This is a genomic window from Jeotgalibacillus proteolyticus (assembly GCF_050107735.1).
Classification (GTDB): Bacteria; Bacillota; Bacilli; order Bacillales; family Jeotgalibacillaceae; genus Jeotgalibacillus; species Jeotgalibacillus proteolyticus_A.
The window spans coordinates 18,581-43,422 of the sequence record NZ_JBNILO010000009.1 but is presented as its reverse complement, the minus strand read 5'-3'; the positions used below and the strand labels follow the sequence as shown (position 1 = coordinate 43,422).

General features: G+C 43.3%; 24 protein-coding genes and 4 tRNA genes. 4 read left to right on the top strand and 24 right to left on the bottom strand.

What is annotated here, in order from left to right; all coding sequences use genetic code 11:
- Positions 1-270: 270 nt before the first annotated feature.
- The 4 genes from ACQCT8_RS13945 to ACQCT8_RS13930 all read right to left on the bottom strand — a co-directional run bounded on the left by ACQCT8_RS13945 (position 271) and on the right by ACQCT8_RS13930 (position 632).
- Positions 271-343 (bottom strand) — tRNA-Phe (locus ACQCT8_RS13945).
- 21 nt (positions 344-364) lie between these two features.
- Positions 365-440: transfer RNA gene (locus ACQCT8_RS13940), tRNA-Asp, on the bottom strand.
- Between the two features lie 7 nt (positions 441-447).
- A tRNA-Met gene (locus ACQCT8_RS13935) sits at positions 448-521 on the bottom strand.
- A 36-nt stretch (positions 522-557) separates the two neighbouring features.
- A tRNA-Glu gene (locus ACQCT8_RS13930) sits at positions 558-632 on the bottom strand.
- Between the two features lie 228 nt (positions 633-860).
- Here ACQCT8_RS13930 and ACQCT8_RS13925 point away from each other — a divergent pair.
- From ACQCT8_RS13925 to ACQCT8_RS13915, 3 genes are all read left to right on the top strand, one after another.
- Positions 861-1,901 carry an ion channel gene (locus ACQCT8_RS13925; RefSeq protein ID WP_426872001.1) on the top strand — a complete coding sequence of 347 codons (1,041 nt, stop codon included), beginning with the start codon at positions 861-863 and terminating at the stop codon, positions 1,899-1,901.
- A gap of 188 nt (positions 1,902-2,089) precedes the next feature.
- Positions 2,090-2,920, top strand: coding sequence for a YitT family protein (locus tag ACQCT8_RS13920; protein WP_426872231.1), 831 nt, complete (start codon positions 2,090-2,092; stop codon positions 2,918-2,920).
- Between the two features lie 149 nt (positions 2,921-3,069).
- Complete coding sequence (locus ACQCT8_RS13915) at positions 3,070-3,903, top strand: STAS domain-containing protein (RefSeq protein ID WP_426872000.1); 834 nt, start codon at positions 3,070-3,072, stop codon at positions 3,901-3,903.
- 61 nt (positions 3,904-3,964) lie between these two features.
- On the opposite strand, the gene ACQCT8_RS13910 is transcribed toward ACQCT8_RS13915, so the two are convergent.
- The 14 genes from ACQCT8_RS13910 to ACQCT8_RS13845 form a co-directional block, all read right to left on the bottom strand.
- Entirely contained in the window at positions 3,965-5,257 is a 1,293-nt protein-coding gene (locus ACQCT8_RS13910; RefSeq protein ID WP_426871999.1) for an adenylosuccinate synthase, read from the bottom strand.
- A 171-nt stretch (positions 5,258-5,428) separates the two neighbouring features.
- Positions 5,429-6,787 carry a replicative DNA helicase gene (gene dnaB, locus ACQCT8_RS13905; RefSeq protein WP_278242559.1) on the bottom strand — a complete coding sequence of 453 codons (1,359 nt, stop codon included), beginning with the start codon at positions 6,785-6,787 and terminating at the stop codon, positions 5,429-5,431.
- Positions 6,788-6,904: 117 nt separating this feature from the next.
- Positions 6,905-7,354 carry a 50S ribosomal protein L9 gene (rplI, locus tag ACQCT8_RS13900; protein ID WP_426871998.1) on the bottom strand — a complete coding sequence of 150 codons (450 nt, stop codon included), beginning with the start codon at positions 7,352-7,354 and terminating at the stop codon, positions 6,905-6,907.
- Entirely contained in the window at positions 7,351-9,327 is a 1,977-nt protein-coding gene (locus ACQCT8_RS13895; RefSeq protein ID WP_426871997.1) for a DHH family phosphoesterase, read from the bottom strand. The genes rplI and ACQCT8_RS13895 overlap by 4 nt, the downstream gene beginning before the upstream one ends.
- 130 nt (positions 9,328-9,457) lie before the next feature.
- On the bottom strand, positions 9,458-10,396 hold the full coding sequence (locus ACQCT8_RS13890) for a YybS family protein (RefSeq protein WP_426871996.1): 939 nt from the start codon (positions 10,394-10,396) through the stop codon (positions 9,458-9,460).
- Between the two features lie 178 nt (positions 10,397-10,574).
- On the bottom strand, positions 10,575-12,569 hold the full coding sequence (locus ACQCT8_RS13885) for a methyl-accepting chemotaxis protein (protein ID WP_426871995.1): 1,995 nt from the start codon (positions 12,567-12,569) through the stop codon (positions 10,575-10,577).
- A gap of 182 nt (positions 12,570-12,751) precedes the next feature.
- Entirely contained in the window at positions 12,752-12,988 is a 237-nt protein-coding gene (gene rpsR, locus ACQCT8_RS13880) for a 30S ribosomal protein S18 (protein ID WP_041054323.1), read from the bottom strand.
- A gap of 42 nt (positions 12,989-13,030) precedes the next feature.
- Positions 13,031-13,555: a single-stranded DNA-binding protein gene (gene ssb, locus ACQCT8_RS13875; protein ID WP_278242554.1), complete on the bottom strand. Its 525-nt coding sequence runs from the start codon at positions 13,553-13,555 to the stop codon at positions 13,031-13,033.
- A 66-nt stretch (positions 13,556-13,621) separates the two neighbouring features.
- The gene (gene rpsF, locus ACQCT8_RS13870; RefSeq protein ID WP_426871994.1) at positions 13,622-13,915 is read right to left on the bottom strand and encodes a 30S ribosomal protein S6; all 294 of its coding nucleotides are present in this window, start codon (positions 13,913-13,915) and stop codon (positions 13,622-13,624) included.
- Between the two features lie 149 nt (positions 13,916-14,064).
- Positions 14,065-14,703 (bottom strand): DUF1129 family protein, encoded by a 639-nt coding sequence (locus ACQCT8_RS13865; protein WP_426871993.1) that lies wholly within the window; start codon positions 14,701-14,703, stop codon positions 14,065-14,067.
- Positions 14,672-15,046, bottom strand: coding sequence for a PadR family transcriptional regulator (locus ACQCT8_RS13860; RefSeq protein ID WP_426871992.1), 375 nt, complete (start codon positions 15,044-15,046; stop codon positions 14,672-14,674). The genes ACQCT8_RS13865 and ACQCT8_RS13860 overlap by 32 nt, the downstream gene beginning before the upstream one ends.
- Positions 15,047-15,212: 166 nt before the next feature.
- Positions 15,213-16,313, bottom strand: coding sequence for a redox-regulated ATPase YchF (ychF, locus tag ACQCT8_RS13855; protein WP_278242550.1), 1,101 nt, complete (start codon positions 16,311-16,313; stop codon positions 15,213-15,215).
- Between the two features lie 371 nt (positions 16,314-16,684).
- The gene (locus ACQCT8_RS13850; RefSeq protein ID WP_278242549.1) at positions 16,685-16,882 is read right to left on the bottom strand and encodes a DUF951 domain-containing protein; all 198 of its coding nucleotides are present in this window, start codon (positions 16,880-16,882) and stop codon (positions 16,685-16,687) included.
- A 12-nt stretch (positions 16,883-16,894) separates the two neighbouring features.
- Complete coding sequence (locus ACQCT8_RS13845) at positions 16,895-17,797, bottom strand: mechanosensitive ion channel family protein (RefSeq protein ID WP_426871991.1); 903 nt, start codon at positions 17,795-17,797, stop codon at positions 16,895-16,897.
- 189 nt (positions 17,798-17,986) lie between these two features.
- Between ACQCT8_RS13845 and yyaC the strand changes: the two genes are divergently transcribed.
- The gene (yyaC, locus tag ACQCT8_RS13840) at positions 17,987-18,556 is read left to right on the top strand and encodes a spore protease YyaC (RefSeq protein ID WP_426871990.1); all 570 of its coding nucleotides are present in this window, start codon (positions 17,987-17,989) and stop codon (positions 18,554-18,556) included.
- A 7-nt stretch (positions 18,557-18,563) separates the two neighbouring features.
- On the opposite strand, the gene ACQCT8_RS13835 is transcribed toward yyaC, so the two are convergent.
- The 6 genes from ACQCT8_RS13835 to mnmG form a co-directional block, all read right to left on the bottom strand.
- A complete protein-coding gene (locus tag ACQCT8_RS13835; RefSeq protein ID WP_426871989.1) occupies positions 18,564-19,277 on the bottom strand; it encodes a DUF554 domain-containing protein in 714 nt (237 codons plus the stop codon).
- 86 nt (positions 19,278-19,363) lie between these two features.
- Positions 19,364-20,215, bottom strand: a complete 852-nt coding sequence (locus ACQCT8_RS13830; protein WP_426871988.1) for a ParB/RepB/Spo0J family partition protein — start codon at positions 20,213-20,215, stop codon at positions 19,364-19,366.
- Entirely contained in the window at positions 20,208-20,969 is a 762-nt protein-coding gene (locus ACQCT8_RS13825; protein WP_426871987.1) for a ParA family protein, read from the bottom strand. The genes ACQCT8_RS13830 and ACQCT8_RS13825 overlap by 8 nt, the downstream gene beginning before the upstream one ends.
- Before the next feature lie 284 nt (positions 20,970-21,253).
- On the bottom strand, positions 21,254-22,108 hold the full coding sequence (gene noc / locus ACQCT8_RS13820) for a nucleoid occlusion protein (RefSeq protein ID WP_426871986.1): 855 nt from the start codon (positions 22,106-22,108) through the stop codon (positions 21,254-21,256).
- 79 nt (positions 22,109-22,187) lie between these two features.
- Positions 22,188-22,901, bottom strand: coding sequence for a 16S rRNA (guanine(527)-N(7))-methyltransferase RsmG (gene rsmG, locus ACQCT8_RS13815; protein ID WP_426871985.1), 714 nt, complete (start codon positions 22,899-22,901; stop codon positions 22,188-22,190).
- A 17-nt stretch (positions 22,902-22,918) separates the two neighbouring features.
- Positions 22,919-24,814, bottom strand: a complete 1,896-nt coding sequence (mnmG, locus tag ACQCT8_RS13810; RefSeq protein WP_426871984.1) for a tRNA uridine-5-carboxymethylaminomethyl(34) synthesis enzyme MnmG — start codon at positions 24,812-24,814, stop codon at positions 22,919-22,921.
- Between the last annotated feature and the right edge of the window lie 28 nt (positions 24,815-24,842).

The following is a 24,842-nucleotide window of genomic DNA, read 5'->3' as shown; positions in this document are numbered from 1 at the left end:
CCGCTTTTTAAAAAGTAGTTCGAACCGGAATTTATTACCACTTTCCTGGTTCTTTGTTTTTACACCAACTCAATGTATCACATTGAATGAAGAAAAAACGGCCACCAGAAAAACTGTAAAGGAACTGTAGTAATCAATAGAAATGCTGGAAATAGAGGGAGTTAAACGCATGGAAAGTGCTGCATAAGCAGGTGTTTGAAGGGGATTTTGACAGGTCATTTTATAAATCAACGCAAAAAAAAGATACACCGCGATTGCAGCATATCTTGATGGCTTTGGACGGAATCGAACCGCCGACACATGGATTTTCAGTCCATTGCTCTACCGACTGAGCTACAAAGCCTTGAATCATTAAATTTGTAGATGGCGGTCCCGACCGGGATCGAACCGGCGATCTCCTGCGTGACAGGCAGGCATGTTAACCGCTACACCACGGGACCTTGGTAATTGCGGGGGCAGGATTTGAACCTGCGACCTTCGGGTTATGAGCCCGACGAGCTACCGAACTGCTCCACCCCGCGACAATATGAGCTTATTGTAAGCCTGTGAAATATTAATGGTGACCCGTACGGGATTCGAACCCGTGTTACCGCCGTGAAAGGGCGGTGTCTTAACCGCTTGACCAACGGGCCGTTTGTTACAACTTCTTAACAACGAATCTAAATATACCATAATCGTTTTTATAAAGACAATGTTTTTTTAAAAAACTTTTTTATTTTTAATTTAATGGGAACCCATGCTCCCTGAAGCACACGAATGTTCTTCAAACTAATTGACAGAAATTTGAGTATTTCAAACCATTTATCTCTGCAATCCGATATACTTAAACTTGATATTTGTTTAGAACTGGAGGGATCTGTATGGCCATTCTTTTCCGACTTTGGAAACAGCTATCGGAAATGGATTTTCGGGTGATATCCATTTTGTCTGCTCTTATTATCTTATTCGGCACTGTTTCAGTACATATTATTGAACCGGAAACATTTCCGACATTGTTTGACAGCTTTTGGTGGACCATGACGACGGTTACGACGGTCGGATATGGCGATTTTTTTCCGGTTACCATACCAGGCCGTTTAGTCGGAATCATTCTTTTTATTTTTGGCATCGGCTTGATCGGGGTGCTCATCGGAAAGATCGTCGAAGCAGCGAGCACCTATCAACGCTTGAAAAAGGAGGGACGCCTTGTGTATAAGAAGTCTGGACATTTTATTTACATAGGCTGGTCGAAAAAAACTGAACAGGCAATAAAGGAAATTTTCAATCACGACCCTAAGGCTTCCATTGTCCTGATTGATGATTTACCTGAAACACCGATTGCTAACGATCACATTCATTTTATCAGTGGAGATCCAACGGATGAAGCAACGCTCGTCAAAAGCAATGTATTAGAAGCCAGGCGAGTCGCTATCTTTTCTGATCCTAAAATCCATGAAACGGTTTTACGTGATGGCAAAAGCCTGCTCATTGCTTCTGCTGTAGAAGCTTTAGCTCATCGCCATAACCTGGACATCCAGACGGTTGTAGAGATCAGTGAAGAGAGGCATATCGCCAAGTTTAATCATATTCACGTCGACGACTTTATTTTGTCTGATGACTCTGTTTCTCTTCTGATGGCAAAAGCTACGCTGCAGCCAGGAACCACGACCATTTTCCGACAGCTGTTAAGCAAAAAGTTCGGCAACAATATCCATGTATTAAAATCTAAATCCAGCTGGAAAACGTACAGGGATGCTTCTCAGCGATTGCTCGACGATGGGGCCGTATTAATTGCAGTGAATGAAGACATGGATTTCCGGCAGGCCATTCAGAAAAAACTGCAGGAAGACGATACATTATATGTGATCTGTCACGATTCAACATTTGAAAAACTAAAAGCGATTTACAAGACGGAGGAGTGAGCTTCGTCTTTTTTTTATAAAACAAAAAGAAAAATGGACAAGACCATTCTTCTATCTTGTCTGTTTTCCTATATACTATTAGATACCACTATAAGGAGGAATGTCCATTGGCAAAGAGTCAATACTTTCAAAAGCCTCCCGCTCCTTCTCCCCGGCGAAATCAGCACAAAACACTTTCCTATCAATCTATTTTTAAACGCTCGACTTTTATCATTCTTGGTGCTCTCTTGATGGCGATCGGTTTGGAGCTTTTTCTTGTTCCTAACCAGGTGCTCGATGGAGGCATTGTCGGAATTTCCATTATTCTTTCCTACTTAACAGGGTGGAAACTGGGTGTGTTTATTTTTGTTTTAAATATTCCTTTCTTCTTTATTGGCTACAAACAGATTGGAAAAACGTTTGCCCTCTCCACTTTACTCGGGATCAGCGTGTTATCACTAGGTACATTTTTTCTGCATTCCGTTCCTGTTTTTACGGATGACCTTCTGCTCGCCACCGTATTTGGCGGCATTATTCTTGGGATGGGGGTCGGCGTTGTCATCCGCTACGGAGGCTCTCTGGATGGAACGGAGATTCTGGCTATTCTTTTCAATAAAAACAGTCCGTTTTCCGTTGGAGAAATTATTATGTTCTTTAACTTCTTTATTTTCATCGTGGCAGGCTTTGTATTTGAATGGGACCGTGCCATGTACTCAGCGATGACCTACTTTATTGCGTTTAAAACCATTGATATTGTCATTCAGGGAATCGACGAATCAAAGTCTGCATGGATTATCAGTGATTTTTATGAAGAAATTGGTCAGGCAATCATTGACCGGCTCGGGCGTGGTGTTACGTATCTGAATGGAGAAGGCGCCTATACAGGTGATGGAAAGAAAGTGATCTTTTGCGTCATCACCCGATTGGAAGAAGCAAAATTGAAGGGTATTGTAGAAGATATCGACCCTGCTGCTTTTCTGGCAGTCGGAAGTATTGCAGAGGTTCGAGGCGGACGCTTCAAAAAGAGGGCAATTCATTAGTTTATTCCCTATTATGTTAATTTATTTAAATAAATTCTATTTAAATAAATTAACATAATAACCCTTATATTTTTTGTAGCTTATTTAAATCCTTAAGAAGTATACTATGAAGTAGATAGATATGATAAAACACAGAGGAGACAGTATAGATGAGTAAGCTCACCAATGTGGCAGACTATTTTGCCAACCATGCAACAGTGCTTGCTGAAGAACTAGTAGAGTTTAGCTTGAAACAAGTAGCGGTCACGATCCCTGATGTGCTGATTAAGCAAGCCAGAGTGATGCAGCAATCTTTTTTCATTTTTTTTGCCGAAGCAATTTTAGAAGAAAACCAAAACATCATGCTGGAAAAATTCAAAGCTTGGAATAAAGAGTACGGTGAAAATCAACAAATCATCTATGACCAAGTATCAAGCCTGGTGAAACCCTTTGCTGAAAATCGTTTGTATTTCAGTAAGAAAGTGACAGCAATCTGTTTCATGCATGATCTTTCCGCAGAAGAAACGCTTGAAGTCATAAACCGCCTCCATTACCTTCTTGATACACGATTAGCCCTGTCCATATTAGAATACGAACGGTATAAAAATGAAATCAGCCGGCAAAATAGAAAAGAAATTATCGAGCTGGCAGCGCCTGTTGTCCCGCTCCAGCATGACATTGCCATTCTGCCGCTCGTCGGCTCAATTGACCAGGAACGGGCCGAGCATATTATGACAAAAGCAGTGCCTAAAATCAGTTCTCTGAACATCGACTGTTTAATCATTGATTTTTCAGGGATTCATAAAATCGACACAGAGGTTGCTGCGCATATCTTTTCGATTACGAGTGTCCTAGATTTGCTTGGCATTCAAGTCAATATAACAGGATTAAGACCTGAATTAGCTCAGAGTATTGTCTTAAGCGGGATCTCATTTTCCGGACTTAACACTTATTCTACCGTAAAACAGGCAATAGACACCTGGACAAATGCAGTGAAATTATAAAAAAAACAGCCTGAGACTAAGTGTCTCAGGCTGTTTTGGTTATGTCCCAACCGCTTTTTGCTTATTGCAGGCGCCAAACGCTTTTAATCACGTTGGTTTGCGTGCGGTCAGGTCCTACTGAAAAGATGGATAGCGGAATGCCTGTTAATTGGGAAACACGCTCTAAATAGTGGCGTGCATTGTCAGGCAGCTCGTCTAACGAGCGGACACCTGTAATGTCTTCTTCCCAGCCTGGCAGTTCTTCGTAGATTGGCTCACATTTCGCCAGTGTACGGAGGTTGGCAGGATATTCTGTAATTATATCGTCCCCTAAACGGTAAGCCGTACAAATTTTCAATGTTGGAATTCCAGTTAATACATCAATGGAATTAATGGAAAGATCCGTTAATCCACTGACTCGGCGTGCATGACGCACCACAACACTGTCAAACCAGCCGACACGGCGCGGACGTCCGGTCGTTGTACCGTATTCGCGGCCTACTTCACGGATTTGATTGCCGATCTCATCGTTCAGCTCTGTTGGAAACGGTCCATCTCCTACACGCGTAGTATAGGCTTTTGAAACGCCAACAACATGACTGATCTTGGTTGGGCCTACTCCAGAACCGATTGTTACTCCGCCTGCTACAGGATTGGATGAGGTCACATAAGGATATGTACCCTGATCGATATCAAGCATGACTCCCTGCGCCCCTTCAAACAGGACACGGCGTGCTTCATCTAATGCGTCATTTAATACAACAGATGTATCACAGACGTATTTAGCTACTTGCTGGCCATATTCATAGTACTCTTCAAAGATGTCTTCAAGCTTGAAGCCCTCTACTTCGTAAAAACGTTCAAGCATACGGTTTTTTTCTTCAAGATTGTGCGTTAATTTTTCTTCAAATGCTTCACGGTCTAAAAGATCCGCCATACGAATTCCCATGCGGGCTGCTTTATCCATGTAAGCCGGTCCGATTCCTTTTTTCGTCGTGCCGATTTTGTTGGCACCTTTACGCTCTTCTTCCACTTCATCCTGCTTTAAGTGATAAGGCAAAATCACATGTGCCCGGTTGCTGATGCGTAGATTGTCTGTTGAAACACCGCGGTCATGTAGATATTTCAACTCCGTCACAAGAGCTTTTGGATCAACGACCATTCCGTTGCCGATCACAGAAATCTTATCCTTATAAAAAATACCTGATGGGATTAAATGAAGCTTGTACGTTTCCCCGCCAAATTTAATCGTATGTCCTGCATTGTTACCACCCTGGTAACGCGCAATTACTTCTGCATGCTCTGAGAGAAAGTCCGTAATCTTTCCTTTCCCTTCATCTCCCCATTGTGTACCTACTACGACGACTGAAGACATGAAATGCACCTCCGATAGGCTGCTTGCACCCTTTTTTTCAAACAAGATCAGTGTACCAATCTCTCATCGCCGCGTCAATAAAAAGACGAACAATAATGAATAATTGGTTCTATATATTCGTGTAATTTGCTTTCAAGTGGTGCTTTAAACCGTTAAAGGGGCCTGGCCCCTTTACGCTGGTAAACCGGAATCATCCAGCCTTCGTTCAAGGTTGACGAATTTGTTGTATTCCTTGATAAAAGCAAGAGAAACTGTGCCGACGGGGCCGTTACGCTGCTTGGCTATGATGATTTCAATGGTGTTTTGATTTTCACTTTCTTTATCATAGTAGTCATCACGATAAAGGAAAGCAACGATATCCGCATCCTGCTCAATACTTCCTGATTCACGAAGGTCGGACATCATAGGGCGTTTGTCCTGACGTGTTTCGACTCCACGCGAAAGCTGAGATAGTGCGATTACCGGCACTTCAAGTTCCCTGGCCAATCCTTTTAAGGAACGGGAGATTTCAGAAACCTCCTGCTGACGATTTTCACCAGGCTTGCCGTTTCCGTGAATTAACTGCATATAGTCAATCAAAATCATGCCCAGTCCGTGCTCTTGTTTTAAGCGGCGGCATTTCGCACGAATATCCTGCACCCGGACGCCTGGTGTATCGTCGATGTATATTCCTGCATTCGACAGAGATCCCATCGCCATGGTGAGCTTGCGCCAGTCTTCATCTGTAAGCGCGCCTGTCCGCAGGTTTTGTGCGTTAATATTCCCTTCTGCACAAAGCATACGCATAACAAGCTGTTCAGCACCCATCTCAAGGCTGAAGATCGCGACGTTTTCTCCCGTTTTAGTCGCGACATTTTGCGCAATATTCAGTGCAAAGGCGGTTTTACCTACAGATGGACGCGCTGCTACGATAATTAAATCATTGCGCTGAAAACCGGCTGTCATGCGGTCAAGTTCGTTAAAGCCCGTAGCAATTCCTGTGACATCGCCTTTTTGACTGTTAAGGATCTCAATATTGTCATAGGTTCTGACGAGTACGTCCTTCATGGAATGAAACGCACTCGTATTTTTCCGGTTCGCGACTTCCATAATGCTGCGTTCAGCTTCCCCGAGAAGATTTTCCACTTCATCTTCTCTTGCGTAGCCGTCCTGGGCGATGGTGGTTGCTGTACGGATCAGGCGTCTCAGGAGTGATTTTTCTTCCACTATGCGGGCGTAGTATTCGAGGTTCGCTGCTGTCGGTACAGAAGCTGCCACATCGCTTAAATAGGAAACTCCTCCTACATCTTCAAGCTCTTTTGCAGCAGATAGCTCCTCAGTTACGGTGATTAAATCGATGGCTTTTCCCTTATCACTTAAACTCATCATCACTTCAAAGATTTTCTGATGCGAGCTTCTGTAAAAATCCTCGGGCATTAAGATTTCTGCAGCAGAAATCAGCACCTGAGGCTCAAGAAAAATAGCTCCAATGACGGCTTGCTCTGCTTCTATATTTTGAGGCGGAATGCGATCCGCATATTGTTCATTCATCTTTTTCTGTCCCCTCCCTCTTTTTTAAAAAGGGTTTTGATCAAAAAAAATGTGATCAGACCTGATCACATTTTTTTCTTAGTATAGCATGAATTCGACCTTTTTCGTGAGGTCTCCTTATTTTTCCTCTGCCACATGCACTTTCAGTGTGGCAGTCACATCGTTATGCACTTTAACCGGAACATTGGTGAAGCCAAGTGCGCGAATAGCATCATTCATTTCAATTTTACGTTTGTCAATTTTGATTTGATGACGCTTTTTAAGCTCTTCTGCTATTTGTTTTGAGGTAATCGAACCAAATAAACGGCCGCCTTCACCCGATTTTGCTGTCAGTTCAACCGTCAGCTTTTCAAGTGTTTCTTTCAGTTCTTCAGCCTGTTGAAGCTCTTCTTCCTGAGCCTTTTCCTGTTTCTTTTTCTGGGCATCAAGCTGGTTCACCGTGCCTGCATTTGCTTCAACAGCAAGTTTGTTTTTAAGCAGATAGTTATGTGCGTAGCCATCTGCCACGTTTTTCACTTCGCCTTTTTTCCCTTTTCCTTTTACATCCTTCAAGAAAATGACTTTCATTCTTCAGAACTCCCTTCAATATGTTCGTTAATGGCCGTTTTTAATTGCTCAACGGCTTCATCAATGGTGGTGTCATACAGCTGTGTCGCTGCATTGGTTAAATGTCCTCCGCCTTCAAGCCGCTCCATGATCAGCTGTACGTTCACTGTACCGAGCGATCTGGCGGAGATGCCAACCACATTTTCTTCTCTCATCGCTACTACAAACGATGCCGCTACATCCTCCATTGACAGCAGCGTATCCGCTGCCTGCGCAATGATGACAGAGTCGTGGACCCGATCTTCTTCTCCTGTGGCAATAGCCATGCCATGCTTGAAGAACTCGACGGTTTCCACTAACTTGGCCCGCTCTACATAGGTAGTCACATCTTCTCTTAAAAATTGCTGCACGAGTACCGTATCTGCTCCAAGCGTTCTTAGATAAGAGGCTGCATCAAATGTTCTTGATCCTGTCCGGAGGGTAAAGCTTTTAGTATCAACGATAATTCCGGCAAGCAGTGCCGTGGCCTCAAGCATCGTGATCTTCTCATGCTTCGGCTGATAATCAAGCAGCTCCGTAACTAGCTCTGCGGTGGAGGAAGCGTATGGCTCCATATAAACCAGCAGAGGATTTTGTATAAACTCTTCTCCGCGTCTATGATGGTCAATGACGACCACTTTCTCCACTTTATTCAGCAGCCGTTCTTCAATAACCAGACTTGGCTTATGTGTGTCCACAATAACAAGAAGCGTATCTTCTGTTGCCATTTCAAGCGCTTCTTCGGGAGTGATCATATGGGAAAAGAGATCGGGTTTTCCTTTGATCTCATCCATTAACCGTTTCACCCCGCTGTCGATTTGTGAAAAATCTACAGCTACATAGCCCTCACGATCATTCATTTGAGCAATTTTCCGAATGCCGATAGAGGCCCCGATCGCGTCCATATCGGGTCGTTTATGTCCCATCACAATGACCTGGTCGCTTCCAAGAATCAGTTCACGAAGCGCGTGAGAAATTACGCGTGCTCTCACCCGGGTGCGCTTTTCCATCGGGTTGGTTTTTCCCCCGAAGAATTTAACCTTGCCATTTTGCTGCTTAATGGCCACCTGGTCGCCTCCCCTTCCAAGTGCAAGGTCAAGGCTTGATTGCGCCTGAAGTCCAAGCTCAGGCAAGCTCTCGGCGCCGGAGCCTATTCCAATGCTCAAGGTTAACGGCACATTTTGTTTTGACGTCATTTCACGGATTGAATCTAAAATCGTGAATTTTTCCTGCTCAAGCTCACGCAAAATGTTTTCGTTCATCACTGCGATAAAACGATCTGAGGAAATTCTTTTCACGTAGATATGATGCTCGTTGGCCCAGGTGTTCAGCAGAGTGGTAACAGAGTTGTTGATATTGCTGCGGGCCGAATCGTCCATCCCCTGTGTCAGCTCATCATAGTTGTCCAGGAAAATAACAGCCAAAACGGTCCGGTCTGCTTCAAACTGCTCTTCGACCTGGGATTGCTCAGTAACATCAAAAAAGTAGAGCAGCTTCTCATCCTGCTTGTGAACGACACGAAAAATACGCCCGCTCCAGGAGACCGTTTCTTCCGTATTCCCTTCCCTTTTAATGACAGGAATCAAAACATCTGCCACATCATATAATGAACGGCCGATCATAGGTCCATCCTCAATAAAGGAAGAGAGATAGGGGTTTGCCCACTCCACATAAAAGTCATCGTTAAATAAAAGAATTCCTACAGGCATTTCCATCAGCGCTTCTTCTCCTACCCTCTTAATGCGGTAGGACAGGGTTGAAATATATTGCTCGGTGTCTTCAAAAAAGCGTTTCTCATAGGAAAATGAGAACCATAGCAGAGGGGCAATCACAAGAAGCCCGATAAATGTAATCCACCAGTTGAAAAAGGCAAATGCCACTACTAAAAGTACTAATGAAACCGAAAGCCCGATTAACAATCTTCGCATTACCCGATGTTGAAAATAAGTTGGCATGCTTTCAGCTCCCAAAACGGATGATTCCGTTTAAATGATTTTATCAAGCTGTACGGGAAATGTACGCTTGATTTTCCTAATTATTGATATAATTATAGGCATAATTCCGCAATATGCAAACTTTTTGCCGTTATTTCCCGTTTGATCTCAAACGCTCACGCAGGTCAAAACCTAAATCAATGATACCTAGTATCCGGGTGAACGGATTCAGCATCATGCCAATTATCGTAAACAGAATCAGCCGTCCTTTTCCCCAGCCTTTTAAATGACCCCAAAAGTGAATAAAGGAGAGGCCCTGCACCAGCATGATCAGCTCAAGTCCTGCCTGCAGATTGAGCAGAGCAAAGGCAAACGTCGTTCCCTCATCAGGCGCACTTACCAACGCGAGTATTAAAACGATTAAATAATACCATATCACACTTTTAGGAAAAGATAGTTCATGAAAAGGGTTAAAACGCGGGACCTTGACAGAAAATCTTTTTGCAAGCGGAAAGTTTATAAGCAGAATGAGCCATGTCCAAACTGCTACAGTGGCGACAATCCAGGTTGGCATCAGCAGTTCAAGCGTTCCTATATAGCCCGTCCACTGCTCTGACAAATCTGCCACATCGACGCCCGCTGCCTCGCTTTGAGAAATAAATTCCTGGAAGAACTCATTCAAGGCGTTAAACAAATCATCAATTAAATTGATTCCCAATAAAAGAATAGAGCCTACATAAAACAAAAGCACGTGAAATATAAAAATCAGGGTAGATGAAATAAAAATAAGTAATTTACTTTTATTTTCTTTAATCATCCATCCCATCAGCACACCTGCTGTACTGAACGCAAAGGCGAAAGGAATCGCAGCAGCCGTGCCGACAATTGCAGATGCACCAATTCCTGCAGCAATCATCAACAGGGACGATTTAAAGGAATACTTTGAGCTGTAAATAATATATGGAAAAACCAATACTAACTGGATAATGGAACCTAAAGGAGGCACATAAACCGTCACTGAAAGGAGCACTGCAAAAATCGCTGTCAGTACAGCCCCTTCTTTTATCCTTCTGGCGTGTGAATCATTCATTGGGTCACCTCAGTCTTTTTCCCTGTACACGTTCATTAAAACCGTATCAAGCTAATTCTACCTGTCATCCTCCGCCCATTCAACTATTTAAAAGGATGTCTACACAGTTGTCATATTTTACGGTGAGTAAAGATGAAAAAGACCCTCTTAACAAATGCTGTTAAAAGAGCCTCTTCCTTTATTCTACATGGAAGCGATTGACCGCATCCTTCAATTCCTCACTAAGTTCACTTAGACGTTCAGCTGATGCTGTAACGGTTTGAATGGCTCTTGTCTGTTCATCCGTTGAGGCTGCCACCTGCTCGCAGGAAGCTGCTGTTTCCTCGGCCATAGCGGCCATTTCCTGTATGACCCTGCTTACCGCATCTTTACTGTGTGCAACTTCCTTAATTTCTTCATAAATTGTGAGAATGGAGGCTTCCATACTGCTCATTACATGTGACATCTGGTTAAACATTTCATGGGTTTGTTCAACTACTTCCGATTGATCGGAGAATGTTTCTTTTGTCCGTCCCATTTCAGATACAGCGTGAGTTGAGCTCTCCTGGATAGCCACAATAGTCTGTTTTACTTCATTTGTTGCAGAGGCCGATTGCTCGGCAAGCTTTCTTACTTCTTCTGCCACAACCGCAAATCCTTTTCCATGTTCTCCGGCTCTTGCAGCCTCAATGGATGCATTCAGCGCCAGCAGATTCGTTTGAGAAGAAATGTCTGTAATGGTAGCCATGACTTTTTCAATCGACTGCACTTTTACCTCGAGCCCTTGTATAACGGTTTCCATTGATTGAATAAATGCTGCAGATGTTCCATGGTACTCCTGTAATTTTTTCATTTGGCTGATGCCTTTTTGATTCATTTCCCCTGCTTCTTGAGCTGTCACGGTCATGTGTTCAGCCTGCCCTGAAATCGTATTGATTTGGCTGCCAAGTCCGGCTGACTGCTTATTTGCTTCGTCTGCTTCCACAGCAGATTGCGCTGCTCCTTCAGCAATATCCGATACAGCCCCCGCAACCTGTTCTCCTGATGCATTGGTTTCTTCTGCAACTGCACTCAGCCCTTCTGCAGAATTTCTTACGTCTTCCACCGATCCTTTGACTACTTTTATAATGCCGCTCATTGAATCCACCATGGAATTAAATTCATTCGACAGTTCACCAAGCTCATCACCTGTTGTTACTTGAGCCCGCCCGGTCAGATCACCTTTTGCCACTCGGCTGACGGTCTCCCGCAATTGCAGGATCGGCTTTGTAAACCGACCCGCAATAAACCACATGACAAAACCGGAAAGGACCAGCGTGATCAGTCCCAGCAAGGCAAGCATAAGGATCACGGTTTGTGATTCTTTCTGGATGGTTTCCTGATCAAATGCAACTCCGATCAGCCATCCTGTATCTTCTGCTCTCGTGTATACTAACATTTTCTCAGAACCATTTAACTCATATGTAATAGAACCGCTGCTCTCCTGGCTATTATAAATTTCCTGGATAAATTCAAAATCCATTAGACTTTCTCCTTCAAGAGAAGGGTGAATAAGCGCAATTCCTTCGGATGATAAAACAAATGGATATCCTTCATAACTAATTTGAGACTGAGCCATTTTCTCTGAAAGGCTTGCCAATGTTATATCAACACCTACAACCCCAAGTACTTCCTCATTCGAAACCATTGCCGTTGAAGCTGTAATGATATACGTTCTGGTCGCTTCATCCAAATAAGGCTCACTCCATTGAACCACCTGTTGATTCTCCATCGCATTGCTATACCAATCGCGCGTTCTGGCATCAAAATCCGCAGGCAAGTCTGCATCAGGTTCGATCAACAGCTGTCCATCATTTCCTGCGGCATAAATTTGACTCGACTCATTATACAGGCCCAAATAATCCTGCATCAGGTCCTCCAATTCCGTTTCCCCTTCCTCTTCACCACGGGCAAAGTTCAAGGCCGTTTCAGTAGCTGCAATCTGACCAATGCTTCTGCCATATTGCCCTAAAAAGGTGTTCGTGGAATTGTTCAGCTCCTTTGCAATTCCCTCAGCTTGTTCCAATACATCCTTCTGTGTTCTTTCATGAAGCTGCCATCCGGTCACCCCTAAAAGAAAGACAAAGGAGATGAACAAAACAAATGTGGTCACGACCAGCAGTTTTGTTTTTATTGATTTAACGATTCGATTCATATGGATCCCCCGATCTGCGTTGTAATCGTATATACAAGTTGATCGGTTATTTTCATAAAATATTGATCTTTATTAGTAAAAAATCGTTAATCATAGCTATTTTTTTTTAATTTACGACACAAATAAACTACACGGCAAAAAAACCGTCAGATCCTAAAGGGATCCGACGGTTTTTTTACTGCTTATTCACCTGTTACGAATGGTAGTAATGCCATTGTACGTGAACGTTTTACTGCGATTGTCAGCATACGCTGATATTTCGCTCTTGTTCCAGTTACACGACGTGGTAAAATTTTTCCACGCTCAGAAATAAACTTTCTTAGAAGATCTACGTCTTTGTAGTCGATGCTTGTGATGTTGTTAGAAGTAAAGTAACACACCTTTTTACGACGACGTCCGCCTCTGCGTCCTCCTGCCATGAGATTCCCCTCCTTCTTTTTATGGTTTTATACGATTACATCCTAGAATGGCAAATCATCATCTGAAATGTCGATCGGCTGACCATCATTTGAGAATGGATCCTTGTCCACCCGGGTGTAATTTTGGTTGTTCTGATTATTATCACGAGGTTGATTCTGACCGAAGTTATTATTATTTTGGTTTCCCTGGTTACCGCGATAACCCTGGTCTCCTCCATAATTTCCACCAGACTGTCCGCCAGATGCATTTTTCGGTTCAAGGAACTGTACGCTTTCTGCAACAATTTCTGTTACATACACACGCTTTCCTTCTTGGTTATCATAGCTTCGTGTCTGCACACGACCGTCGACACCGGCAAGGCTGCCCTTTTTTAAAAAGTTCGCAACGTTTTCCGCTGGACGACGCCAAACAACACAATTGATAAAATCCGCTTCACGATCTCCCTGCTGGTTCGAAAATGGACGATTTACAGCGAGTGTAAAGGTTGCAACTGCCACACCGCTTGGCGTGTAGCGCAAATCTGGATCCTTCGTTAATCGACCCACTAGCACGACTCGATTCATCATCAGAATCAACTCCTTTTTCCCCGATCAGGCAAAAGCCCTCTCATTGGATAGCTTTTATCGTTACGATTAGTTATCTTCGTCTAGACGAACTGTCATGTGGCGAACGATATCTTCACTGATTTTAGCCAATCGGTCAAATTCATTGATTGCTTCTGAACCAGAAGTCAATGTGACGATATGGTAAATTCCTTCACGATATTCGTTGATTTCGTAAGCTAAACGACGCTTACCCCACTCTTTTGATTCGATGATTTCCGCTCCGTTAGAAGTCAGGATATTCGCAAAACGCTCATTTACAGCTTTCTTTTGCTCATCGTCCACGTTTGGGCGGATAATGTACGTAATTTCGTACTTTCTCATCGGTTTCACCTCCTTATGGTCTGTGCGGCTTCCCAATGCTGGGATGCAAGGAATAATAATTATATTACTCACAATGTAGAAGTATATCATATTGTGAGAGGAAAGACAATGCATTTTCCAAATTTCCTTTTTCTTTTCGACACACTTGGTTACTTGAATTTCTTTAATAGAACGTGTACGAGCAAAAGACCCGCAAAAACAGATCCATACAGGAAGAATGAACCTTCGATTTTTAAGGTGGCTGGCACGAAATAGATAATAGCAATGGGTACCAGCCAGGTAAATCCGATGGTGATCGCCCATATCATATTTTCCATGCGTGATTTCTCAGTTGAAAACAGACTCTTTTTCAGGAGGGTAAGCACGGTTCCGGGCAGGAGGAGCATCACCAGGACAACTGCAGCAATATGTGAAACTGCGATTGAGGGCTGAAGCTCGGGCCATAAAAGCTGGGCTGCACCAAGCAAACCGAACAGCCACATGCCGCCAAAGGAAAGTACGGATCCATAAAGAGCTGCTTTTTCTTTGATGGATGCCTTGGGCAGCGCATCGACCAGCTTTTTGCAATACTCCTCCGGATGAATGCCAAACACCTCCACGGCTCTTTTCCCTCTGGCCTGCGCATCTATTAAATGCTCGAGCAGTTCAAGCAGCAGTTCTTCTCCAGCCCGCTGATCCACATTGCTGCCTCTGACATACAGCATAATGTCCTTATAGAACGCTTCATTTTGAGCTGTCAGTTCTTTTCTCCGTTTATTATTTAGCTCGATGAATGCGGTGGTGGTCATCGTCACTTCTGCCCCCTTTGTTTAACACAATTTGGCTGACGGAATCGGATAGGACGATCCACTCCTGTTTAAAGTGCTTCAGGGCCTGTTTTCCTTTGTCAGTCAAAGAATAATATTTTCTGTTCGGACCGTTTGCTGATTTTACAAAGGTCCCTTCGATCAGGCCTTCTTTTTGTAATCGGAGCAGAACAGGGTAAATGGAGCCCTCACTCACGGCTTGAAGCCCCTGATCTGTTAATCGCAGGTATAATTCGTAGCCGTATGTAGGTCTTTCTTCGATTACAGCAAGGATGCATCCTTCAAGGACCCCTTTAAGCATCTGGCTTTTATTCAGTTTGATCATCTCCTGTTAGTATATTGTTATGCAAGTTACCAAGCGGAATCAAGTAGCTTGCTTTGCAAGTTACTGACAGTTTATCAAATGCTGGTTTTATTGTCCACTGCATTTTGGTTTTCTTTTCCATAAAAAAGCCAGTGCTCAACTAAATGAGCCCCTGGCCTTTTGTGTTCTACACGTTAAAGCGGAAGTGGATAACATCTCCGTCTTTTACGATGTATTCTTTTCCTTCCAAACGGACTTTTCCAGCTTCTTTTGCTGCTGTCATGGAGCCTGTTTGAATTAGATCTTCATAGGAAACGGTTTCGGCACGGATAAATCCACGCTCAAAATCAGTGTGAATCACGCCTGCACATTGAGGTGCCTTCATGCCGTGGCGGAATGTCCATGCCCGCACTTCCTGAACACCTGCTGTAAAATACGTCGCAAGGCCAAGAAGATTGTACGTAGCCCGGATTAATTGATCCAGACCCGATTCTTCAATGCCAAGCTCCTGAAGAAACATGGCTTTTTCATCATCATCAAGCTCTGCAATTTCTTCTTCAATTTTAGCACACACCACAATGACTTCCGCATTGTCCTTGGCTGCAAATTCGCGAACCTTTTGTACGTATTCGTTGCCTGAAGGATCTGCGATTTCATCTTCTCCGACATTTGATACATAAAGCATCGGTTTGCTTGTTAAAAGGTGAAGATGGCGGGCGATCCGCTGCTGATCTTCAGTAAACTCAACAGTACGGGCAGGTTTGTTTTCTTCTAACGCTTCCTTTACGAGTTCGAGTACGGTTAACTCTGCAAGGGAATCTTTATCTTTCTGCTTTGCCATTTTTCCAACGCGCGCAATTCTTTTGTCAACGGCTTCAAGATCCGCCAGAATTAATTCAAGATTGATGACGTCTATATCATCGATTGGATCCACTTTTCCTGATACATGTGTGATGTTGTCATCTGCAAAACAGCGGACAACCTGTACAATTGCATCCACTTCCCGAATATGAGATAAAAACTTGTTGCCAAGCCCTTCTCCTTTACTCGCTCCTTTTACGATGCCTGCTATGTCCGTAAACTCAAAGGCTGTTGGAACGGTTTTTTTCGGATCCACAAGTTCTGTTAATTTAGTCAAACGGGAATCCGGCACTTCCACAATTCCCACATTAGGGTCAATGGTGCAAAACGGATAATTGGCAGACTCTGCCCCCGCTTTTGTAATGGCATTAAATAAGGTTGATTTACCAACGTTCGGCAGCCCAACGATTCCGGCTGTAAGAGCCATATATCTTCACTCCTCAATTTCATCTTCTATTTTAACGTCCAAAGACATTCAGATTACTAGTTAAACCTCACACAATTATAGAGTTTGGGTGAATAAAAAACAAGTACGTCCCCTTTCCTTACAGTTTCTGATGCATAGTTAAAGAGCCTGGGACAAATGTGTCTCAAGCTCTACAACCGGTTCACTTCTCTACAGGCGGACACTTTCCGCAGGGACGGCGCTTGAGCCCTCTTCAGGCGTTGCTTTGGGAGTCTCAAGCAACCGTCATGTCCTGCAGGGAGTCGCCACCTTCCGCTCCGTTCACCTACTACTATTACTAGATAGATCCTCTATTTTAAACTTATTTGAGTTTTGTCCCAATCTCCAGAAATTTATTCTTCATGCTTTACGAGTACTTTTTTAATTTTTCTTGAAAATTCTTTACGAGGGATCATCACACTGTGGGAGCAGCCTTCACATTTTATGCGGATGTCCATCCCCATGCGGATAATTTTCCACCTGTTCGTACCGCACGGGTGCTGTTTTTTCATTTCCACCACATCATTCAGGCCGTAATCTTTTTCCTCCAACTCATGTTCCTCCTATTCACCTTGTACTTGATTTTTAGATACTGCCTTTTGCGCTGCTTCCTCCCGCGAGTACATAACCATGCGGGGAAATGGAATTTCAATGCCTAGTTTGTCCAGATGATTTTTAATATCCTTACGCAAAGCTCTTGCCACAAAGAAGTGCTGCATAGGCTTTGTTTCGGCAATCACCCGCATCACGACCTCTGAAGCTCCCAGCGTCTGGATGCCCAGCAGCTCAGGCTTCAATATTATTTCTTCATATTTTCCTTCCAAAGAATCGAGGAACGTCATCAGTTCTTTTTCCGCCCGTTCAATATCTTCTTCATACGCAATACTGACATCCACTACAGCAACACTGTTGTGAATCGAAAAGTTTACGACTTCAATTACACTGCCGTTCGGAAAAATATGCAATTCGCCTGTCCAGCTTTTAATTTTCGTTGTCCGAAGACCGATTTCTTCGACAATTCCTTCTGCCTGCCCAATTCTCACGTAATCTCCAACTGAAAATTGATCTTCAAAGATAATGAAGAACCCGGTGATAATATCACGCACCAAATTCTGCGCGCCAAAGCCGACTGCCAATCCTAATATCCCTGCTCCGGCAATTAACCCTGTGACGTCAATATTGATAGCAGACAATACAGCTAGAATCGCCACAAAATAAACTACATATGAAACAACATTTTGAAGCAATTTAAGAAGTGTTTTTTCCCTTCTTTCAGACACATGGAGCGGCGCTTTTGAACGCACCTTAAAGATGTTCAAAATCAGTGTTTTTGCCAGTCTTACAACAATTCCGGCCACTAAAATAATGAAAATAATTTTTAATAGCGTTAGACCAAGAGATACCCAGATTTGTTCATCAGAGACATAGTTTGAAAAATCCTGCCAAAATGAATTCAATGAGTTCACGCGTTGCACATCCTCTTTAAAGTACAAAACTTTTATCTATCTTAACAAGTCCCGGTTCAAATGAGAAATAATAACACATTTTGTTCTTTAAAAAGAACGAGTTGTATTATATAATGAACGAAAAGGTATTTTATTATCTGAAATTGGCAATACTTGTGACTCATATCCTCTGGTGAAGGAGCTAGTTTAATGACCACTCAACCAAGTTCACTGCCGTTGTTCCCGCCTGCCTATAGAAGCCATATGGATGAACCGTTAACGGCTCATCATCTATCAAAAGAGCTGGTGCTTCGTTATCCTGTTCAGGGAGACCCTATCGTTTTTGTTTGTATCGGAACGGACCGATCTACAGGAGATGCATTGGGACCGCTTATTGGCACTCTTCTTGAAAAAAGAAGGCTTCCCGGCTTTTATGTCTATGGGACACTGAAAGAACCTGTTCATGCATTGAATTTAGAAAAAACCATGAACATGATTCACGAAAACCATCCCGGATCTTTTATCGTCGGTATTGACGCTTGTCTCGGGCAGATGAAAAGTGTCGGTTTTATCGAAATAAACAATGGACCCGTCAGACCCGGAGCAGGTGTTCAAAAAAAACTTCCCGACGTTGGAGACATCCATCTTGTCGGAATTGTAAACGTTGGAGGATTTATGGAGCTGACCATGCTGCAAAATACCCGTTTGTATCTTGTGACGGAAATGGCCAATATTATGACGGATGCCATTCACTATTCCAACATTTTATATCGAAAATAAACCGGTTTTATACGAATAACTGATAAGCGTACTGAATCGTTACAGCAAGGGCTGCTAGTAAAATGCCCGGCAGCAGATTTGCCACCTTTATGTTTGTTAACCCGATTAAGTTTAAGCCAATCGCAAAAATCATGATTCCGCCGGTTGCCGTCATTTCTGAGATAAAGCTCTCCATCAGGACTTCCGGCACAAACCGATCAATCTGTGTGGCAAATAAAGCAATGGAGCCCTGATAAAGAATGACGGGGATTGCTGAAAACAGAACACCGATTCCGAGCGTGGAAGCAAGGATGACTGAAGTAAAGCCGTCTATGATCGATTTGGTATACAGCACCTGGTGATCGCCGCGTATGCCGCTGTCAAGAGCCCCAATGACGGCCATAGCTCCGATCACAAAAATCAGGGTTGCTGTAACAAAGCCCTGTGAGATACTTGTATCACCCTTTGATCCAACCCGAGCTTCAATCCAGCGTCCAACCGCGTTTAACTTTTCATCAAGTGCAATCCACTCCCCAGCGATTGCACCAAAGACCAGGCTGATAATGACAATTAAATAATTATTGCTTTGAAACCCCATTTGAAGTCCCAGCACCACAACAGCCAGTCCAATAGCGGACATGACGGTTGTTTTGATATGCTCCGGAATTCGATGGAGCAATTTCCCCAGGAGCGTGCCAAGGACGATCAGCAGACCATTCACCAGTGTTCCTAACAAAACCATCCGTATTCCTCATCTCTATTACTACTTTTTTTCTATGTAAGAGAACACGACCCGTGAGTACCTGCTTCTCACCGAGTCGTGTTTTTTTATGCTTCCTGATTTTCATTTAAAAGAGACAGTATTCTTTCAAGATCATCGTCCGTCATAAATTCGATTTCAATCTTGCCTTTGTTTTTGCTTTTTTTAATGGCGACACTGGTGCCGAATCGTTCCCGCAGAATGCCTTCATGCTCACGATAAAAAGGGATCTGCTTTTTGGGCTTTTTCTTTGTTTCACGTGGAACATCGTTCATTTTTTGAATCAGCTGCTCCAATGTACGCACCGTCATCTTCTCTTTGATGACTTTTTCCGTCAGCTCCTCCAGCTGGTTTTTTTTCTTTAAACCAAGGAGTGCACGGCCATGTCCCATCGACAGCTCACCTTCTGATATATGGTCCTGTACAGCTTCAGGAAGTGTCAGCAGCCGAACGTGGTTGGCAATATGAGGACGGCTTTTCCCCAGTGTTTTTGCCAGCTGATCCTGTGTGATGGAAAGCTTATTCATTAACGTTTCATATGCATTTGCCTCTTCAATCGGAGTTAGATCCTCCCGCTGAAGATTTTCAAGCATAGCAAGCTCCATCATTTGCTGGTCAGTCAGGTCCCGCACTACAGCGGGAATATGATGCAGTCCCGCTTCTTTAGAAGCCCTGAATCTCCGTTCCCCTACAACAATTTCAAAGCCCTTAATGCTTTTCCGAACAATGATCGGCTGCAGGATGCCATGCTGCTGAATGGACTTCTTCAGTTCTTCAATGGACTCCTTTTGAAAGATCTTTCTGGGCTGATAAGGATTTGGCCGGATGTCTTTTAGTGACAGCTGCTGTACCTGCTCATCCCCCACTGACGACATATCTTTAAATAGTGCATGTACGCCCTTTCCTAAACCTTTAGCCATTCTTTATCACTTCCTTTGCAAGATCAAGATACACTTCTGCTCCTCTTGATTTCGGATCATACAAAATGACTGGCAGACCATGGCTTGGCGCTTCACTTAAACGTACATTTCTGGGAATAATGGTGCGATACACTTTGTCCTGAAAGTATTTTTTCACTTCCTCAATGACCTGAATGCCAAGATTTGTTCTTGCATCAAGCATTGTCAGCAGTACTCCATCAATGAGCAGCTGGTGATTTAAATGCTTTTGCACAAGGCGTATCGTACTGAGAAGCTGACTTAACCCTTCTAAGGCGTAATACTCACACTGAACAGGAATGACTAACGCGTCTGAAGCCGTTAACGCATTTATGGTCAAAAGACCGAGGGACGGGGGACAATCGATAATAATATAATCATAATTCGGCTGTATTTCCCGCAGCGATTTTTGAAGGCGCACCTCTCTTGATATCGTGGAAACCAGTTCAATCTCGGCTCCGGCAAGAGAAATGGTTGCAGGAATCGCATGGAGATTTTCAACCGTTGTTTCCTTAATAATCGGACGAATATCCACATCATCTACTAAAATATCATATATACATTGATCGACTTCTCCTTTGTCGATTCCAACACCACTCGTCGCATTTCCCTGAGGGTCTACATCTACCAGTAAAACCTTTTTTCCCAGATATGCAAGACAAGCACTTAAATTAACAGAAGTCGTCGTTTTACCAACTCCCCCTTTTTGATTTGTAATCGCAATGATTCTACCCATAAGACTTTCACCTATCCTTATAATGCCGGGAACTCTGGATGCAAAACGTCAAGTCTTTCAACCTCTAAAGCAACCTTTTCCTGCCTTCCGGGCAATCTTATCTTTATTTTAACAGACTTTTTAAATTAATTGGTAGTTTTCAAATAAAATGAAATCAACATCCACCGGTAAAAAAGAGCAGTGTAATAAAGTAAAGCACAAAAGGGGCCAGGCCCCTTTTGTGCTTTACTGCATTAAAAAAGCGAAAAAAGATCCTCAGATCGTTTTTCGCTTTTTGAACGTTTCTATTTTTTCTTTTTAGGAAGCTTAATCGTGATTTGATAATAATCATCAAACTCTTGTTCTTCTGAGTCGAGTTTCATGCCGGAGTCAGAGATCATATTGAGTGACTGACGAATGGTGTTTACCGCGATGCGGACGTCTTTGTTGAAGGCCTTTTTTTTAGGCTTTGGTTTTTTGTCCGGACTTTCAAGCAGCTTTTGCACCCGGGCTTCGGTCTGTTTTACGTTCAGCTGCAGCTCCACGATTTCATCTAAAAGTTTTACTTGCATCTCTTCATCTTTTAATGGAATCAGCGCACGTGCATGTCGTTCCGTAATCAGCTTCTGAGTAAGAATATGCTGCACTTGTTCAGGAAGCTTTAATAAACGAAGCTTATTGGCCACCGTTGATTGTCCTTTTCCTAAACGCTGTGCAAGAGCTTCCTGTGTAAGGTGGTGGAGGTCTAAAAGTTTTTGATAGGCCATTGCCTCTTCCACGGGTGAGAGCTCTTCGCGCTGTAAATTTTCGATCAGGGCAACAGAAGCTGTTTCGGTATCGCTCATATTTTTTACAATAGCCGGTACCTTTTCCCACCCAAGCGATTTCATGGCGCGCCATCTGCGTTCCCCGGCAATAATTTCAAACTGGCCGTCTCCGCTTTCCCGAATAACGATTGGCTGGATAATGCCATGTGTATGAATGGTTCTGGCAAGCTCTTCTATTTTTTCATCATCAAAGATCGTTCTCGGCTGAAAACGGTTCGGTTGTATTTGATGGATTTCTATTTGCCTAACTTCTTCTTTTTGTTCCAAGGCTTCGGGAGAAACAGGTTCTTCCTTATCACCAAGGCCAAAGATCCGTGAAAACGGAGTCTTCATCAAGACACACCACCTTTATGAAACTCGCAATCTCTGCTCATGTACCCTGTTTCATATGCTATACAGGGGAACCGATCTTTTACAGCGGGGACTTATTTGGGGTCCCTGGCTTTCTCGGATACTTTTTAGGGGTTGAAGCTGATTTTTCAACGATAATGATAGAACGCTCACTGGATTCTATAGGAAGCTCAAACGAATGAACGTCAATGCTTCCTCCGCCCAGTACGCTGATCGCTTTTTTGGCATCCTTCAATTCATCAGAAGCATTTGCTGCCTTCATGGCTGCAAAGGTGCCGCCCGGCTTAGCGAGAGGCAGACAAAGCTCAGATAATACCGAAAGCCTTGCCACTGCTCTTGCCGTAACAAGATCATACGTTTCCCGGTATGATTTGTTTTGCCCGAACGTCTCCGCACGATCATGATGAAACTGAACATGATCTAATTCAAGCTCGCTTGCTAAATGATTTAAAAATGTGATTCGTTTATTTAAAGAATCAACGATGGATACCTTTAAATGTGGAAAGCAAATTTTTAGTGGAATACTCGGAAATCCAGCTCCCGCTCCTACATCACAAATAGAAAGGGGCTGGGTTAAATCTACGAAAAAACTCGCTGTAATTGAATCATAGAAATGTTTTAAATAAACTTCTTTACGGTCTGTGATTGCCGTAAGATTCATTTTTTCATTCCATTCAACGAGGATTTCATAGTAACGGTCAAACTGATGAAGCTGCTTATTGGATAGGATGATTCCTTTATCCTTCAGCAGCTGCTGAAATTGCTCCTGGTTCATGTGTTTTCTCCTTTAGGTTATTCCCCGGATACTTTCGCAATCCGTCCCTGCTCAATATAAACAAGCAGGATTGAAATATCTGCCGGGTTTACCCCTGAGATTCGAGAGGCCTGTGCAATCGAAAGCGGTCGAACATCGCGAAGTTTTTGTCTTGCTTCACTTGCAATGCCTGAGATCGCATCGTAATCTATGCCGTCTGGTATCTTTTTGTTTTCCATCTTCTTTAATTTATCGACTTGCTGCAATGATTTTTCAATATATCCCTCATATTTGATTTGAATTTCGACCTGTTCTTCAACATCAAATGGAAGCTCATTGTCAGCAGGAATGATCGCCTTAATATGATTGTACGTGATTTCCGGACGTCTTAAAAGGTCTGATCCTTTAATTCCATCTTTCAATAAGCTGCTTCCGATAGATTCCAGCAGCGTTTGTACATGCTCATTTGGCTTAATAATCACTGCTTGCAGACGCTTGATTTCACCTTGAATCATTTCTTTTTTCGACACAAATTTTTCAAAGCTTTCATCTGACACAAGACCAATTTCACGGCCGACATCCTTCAGCCGAAGATCTGCATTGTCATGACGCAGCAATAATCGATACTCTGCTCTTGATGTAAGCAGTCTGTAAGGTTCATTCGTGCCTTTAGTGACTAGATCGTCAATCAGCACACCGATATAAGCATCTGAACGGCTCAGGATGACTTCTTCTTTGTTAAAGGCACGTCTCGCAGCGTTAATCCCTGCCATCAGTCCTTGTCCTGCTGCTTCTTCATAGCCTGAAGTACCGTTAATTTGGCCGGCTGTGTATAGATTTTTAATTTTTTTTGTTTCAAGTGTAGGCCAAAGCTGAGTCGGAACAATCGCATCGTACTCAATCGCATAGCCTGAGCGCATCATCTGTGCATTTTCAAGTCCTGGTATGGAAGTAAGAATTTGCTGCTGTACATCTTCCGGGAGGCTTGTAGAAAGCCCCTGCACATATACTTCTTTTGTATTGCGTCCTTCTGGCTCAAGGAAAATCTGATGGCGCGGTTTATCATTAAACCGGACCACTTTATCCTCAATAGACGGACAATAACGGGGACCAGTTCCTTTTATCATACCTGAATACATCGCAGAACGGTGTAAATTTTCGTCAATAATTGTGTGTGTTTCCTCATTTGTATACGTTAACCAGCAAGGAAGCTGATCGGTAATATATTCAGTCGTTTCATAACTGAATGCACGGGGAACATCATCTCCCGGCTGTATTTCAGTCTTAGAATACTCAATCGTCTGACTGTTTACCCTCGGCGGCGTACCTGTTTTAAAACGGACAATATCAAAGCCAAGTGAACGTAAATGATCGGCAAGACCAATGGAAGGCTGCTGATTATTCGGTCCGCTTGAATATTTTAAATCACCGACAATTACCTCGCCGCGCAGGAAGGTTCCAGCTGTGATAATAGTCGTTTTTGCGCGATAGGTGGCACCTGTTTTTGAAATAACACCGGTGCACTCCCCATCTTCTATAATTAACTCCTCAACCATCGCTTGCAATAGCGTGATATTCGGCTCATTTTCAATCGTTTCTTTCATGTCCTGCTGGTAAAGTACTTTGTCAGCCTGTGCACGCAGCGCGCGAACAGCCGGTCCTTTACCGGTATTCAGCATCCGCATCTGGATGTGGGTTTTATCGATCGTGCGTCCCATCTGACCGCCAAGCGCGTCGATTTCTCTTACAACGATTCCTTTTGCCGGCCCTCCTACTGAAGGATTGCACGGCATAAACGCGACCATATCCAGATTAATTGTTAACATTAACGTTTTGGCTCCCATGCGTGCAGCAGCAAGTCCAGCTTCTACTCCAGCATGACCGGCTCCTACGACAATTACATCAAAAGAACCTGCCTCAAATTTTTTCACCATAACGATGAACGCTCCTCCTTTAAATACG